Raw genomic sequence first — 3,138 nt, 5'->3', positions numbered from 1 at the left:
TCGCGTCCTCTCCTTCGATCTTGGTTTTCGGCTTCTCGAAGGATCACGCGATGGCCGTCTCATTTCACGACGCCACGCCCTCTGACCTGCATCAACTCGTACACCACCTCCGTGGACGCAACCCAGAGCACGGAGGCGGGTGATCACCGCCCATGACGCTTTGCCACGCTCGACCTGCTGCGGCAGCACCCGGCGAGGCACGCTCGCGGACCGGGACGCGGTGCAGCCTGGTGGCGCCGGGTTCGGTGAGCCCTCCCTTCGGCGGCCTCGCCGTTCTTGCCGTTGCTGATCGTGGCCATGGACGTGCGGTCCGCGGGTGCCGTCGGTGTCTCCCGTAGGGGCGGGGAGCCGCGGTCCTGCGCGCATGCGGTGTCGAGCTCCGTCGGCGACATTCTCGGGGGTGGATCCTCGGTGAGGCGGCTGGGAGTGGTGTGCCTGGCGTGGCTTAGGACGCGGTCCGGTTGGTGTGCCCTGCGTGCAGGTGACCGCGAGGCGCTTGTCTTTGCTGAACGCGATCATGGACGTGGCGCGGTCGGCCGGTGTCGTCGGCGTCCCCTCGAGGCCCTGGCTTCGGCGGGGCAGCACCGTGGCGGCGGAACGGGTGATCAGGATGGCGTGTCCCGCGGTCGGCGGCTGCTTGAACGGACCGTCGGTGATCGCCGGCGGCGTGGACGTCAACGACGCGGCCCCCGGCCGCGGGCCGAGCGGCCTTGTCGCCCGGCATGGCGCCCGAGCCGGTCACCGTCGGCGGGTCTCCAGCTCCTCCAGGTAGGCGGCCGCCGACTGCAGTTCCTCTTCGCTGAAGACGCGGACACCGGCACGTTCGAGTAGCGCCGTCGTGACACCGACGCCCGGTGTCGTCTTCCCGGAGAACGTGCCGTCATAGACGCGGTGGCTGCCGCAGGACGGGCTGCCCTCCTTGAGGATCGCCAGGCGGGCGCCCGAGCGCCGCGCCGCCTCCACGGCCAGGCGGGCGCCGCGAAGGAACGACTCGGTCACGTCCGTCCCCGATTCGGTCACCACCTGGGCGGTGCCGTCGAGCACGGCCGCGCCGTCAGCCGGCGATCCGGATCCCACGATCTCGGCGGGCGGGCGCGGTACGGGCAGACCACCGGACACCTCCGGGCAGAACGGCACCAGGCGGCCCTCGTCCCGCCACCGGTCCAGCAGCCGGTCGTCCACCCGCTTGGCGCCGCCGTCGTAACGCACGCGGCTGCCGAGCAGACATGCACTGACCAGGACCTTCTCCACGTACACCAGCCTATTCGCGCCCCGGCGAGGAGTGCCGCGGCTCTGATCGGGCACTGACGGATGGTCGGTCCCATCCCGTTCCCATGGAGCTCGGCATGGTACTCCTCGGCAAACCGCTCGCGGAGGCGCCCGCCCGGCAGCGCCCCCGCGGGTCGGTCGTGGTGTCCTGGCTCACCACCACGGATCACAAAGTGATCGGCTACCTGTATCTCATCACGTCCTTCATCTTCTTCCTGCTGGCCGGGCTGATGGCCATGGTGATCAGGGCGGAACTGTTCTCCCCCGGCCTGCAGTTCGTCAGCAGAGAGCAGTACAACCAGATGTTCACCATCCACGGCACGGTGATGCTGCTGCTGTTCGCCACGCCGCTGTTCGTGGGCTTCACCAACGTGATCATGCCGCTGCAGATCGGCTCGCCGGACGTGGCCTTCCCGCGGCTCAACATGTTCAGCTACTGGCTGTTCCTGTTCGGCGGGCTGATCGTGTTCGCCTCGTTCCTCTCGCCCGGCGGCGCGGCCAGCTTCGGCTGGACGGGATACACGCCGCTGTCCGACGCGGTGCGCTCGCCCAATCCCGGCGGCGACATGTGGATCATGGGCCTGGTGCTGTCGGGACTGGGCACCATCCTGAGCGGCGTCAATTTCACCGCCACGATCGTCGGGATGCGGGCGCCCGGGATGACGATGTTCCGGATGCCGATCTTCACGTGGAATGTGCTGCTGACCAGCCTGATGGTGCTGATCGCGTTCCCCATCCTGGCCGCGGCGCTGCTGGCGCTGGAGGCCGACCGCAAACTCGGCGCGCACATCTACGACCCGGCGACCGGGGGCGCGCTGCTGTGGCAGCACCTGTTCTGGTTCTTCGGCCATCCCGAGGTCTACATCATCGCCATCCCGTTCTTCGGAATCGTCACCGAGGTCATCCCGGTGTTCAGCCGCAAACCGCTGTTCGGCTATTTCGGCATGGTCGCCGCCACGATCGCCATCACCGGGCTGTCGATGACGGTATGGGCGCACCACATGTTCGTCACGGGCCGGGTGCTGCTGCCGTTCTTCTCCTTCATGACGTTCCTGATCGCGGTACCGACCGGGGTGAAGTTCTTCAACTGGATCGGCACGATGTGGCGCGGGACGCTGAGTTTTGAGAGCCCGATGCTGTTCGCCATCGGCTTCCTGGTGACGTTCCTGTTCGGCGGGCTGACCGGCATCATCCTGGCCTCGCCTCCGCTGGACTTCCAGGTCCACGACTCCTACTTCGTGGTCGGTCACTTCCACTACGTGGTCTTCGGGACGGTGGCGTTCGCGATGTTCGCGGGCTTCTACTTCTGGTGGCCGAAGATGACCGGGAGGATGCTCGACGACCGGCTCGGCAAGCTTCATTTCTGGGGGCTGTTCATCGGCTTCCACACCACCTTCCTCGTCCAGCACTGGCTGGGCGCGGAGGGGATGCCGCGGCGATACGCCGACTACCCGAGCGAGTTCGTGGCGCTGAACCGCGTGTCCAGCGTCGGGGCGTTCATCCTCGGGGTGTCCACGCTGTTCTTCCTCTACAACGTCTACGTCACCGCACGGCACGGCAAGCGGGTGAACGTCGATGACCCGTGGGGCTTCGGTAATTCGCTGGAATGGGCGACGTCCTGTCCGCCGCCGCGGCACAACTTCACCGCCATCCCGCGGATCCGCTCCGAGCGTCCGGCGTTCGACCTGCACTATCCGCGGCTGCCGGGCCGGGGAGAGGACAAGCACGCCGAGGAGACCCAGACCTAGGCCGTGTTTAGAAAGTCCTGGTTGTCGGTTCGGTCGCGGCATGTCGGTGCCTGGATACAGGTGAGGTCTCCGGTAGATGGATCAACGACCAAGAAGACCATCTGCAGGAGACCTCGATGGC

Annotated in this window: 2 protein-coding genes; one reads left to right on the top strand and one right to left on the bottom strand. The window is 67.3% G+C overall.

From position 1 onward, the window contains the following. Positions 1 to 738 precede the first annotated feature (738 nt). Positions 739 to 1,251: a 2-thiouracil desulfurase family protein gene (locus QSK22_RS33110; RefSeq protein WP_285498444.1), complete on the bottom strand. Its 513-nt coding sequence runs from the start codon at positions 1,249 to 1,251 to the stop codon at positions 739 to 741. Between the two features lie 95 nt (positions 1,252 to 1,346). On the opposite strand from QSK22_RS33110, the gene ctaD reads away from it, so the two are divergent. Further along, on the top strand, positions 1,347 to 3,017 hold the full coding sequence (ctaD, locus tag QSK22_RS33105) for an aa3-type cytochrome oxidase subunit I (RefSeq protein ID WP_285498445.1): 1,671 nt from the start codon (positions 1,347 to 1,349) through the stop codon (positions 3,015 to 3,017). Positions 3,018 to 3,138 lie beyond the last annotated feature (121 nt).

Source organism: Actinomadura sp. NBRC 104425 (genome assembly GCF_030269545.1).
Taxonomy (GTDB): domain Bacteria; phylum Actinomycetota; class Actinomycetes; order Streptosporangiales; family Streptosporangiaceae; genus Spirillospora; species Spirillospora keratinilytica.
Note: the sequence above shows the minus strand (reverse complement) of the source record. Positions and strands in the feature narration are given on the sequence as shown.

What these genes read in the sequence shown, in the direction of transcription:
- ctaD (WP_285498445.1), top strand. Translation starts at nt 1,347, where the DNA reads ATGGTACTCCTCGGCAAACCGCTCGCGGAGGCGCCCGCCCGGCAGCGC.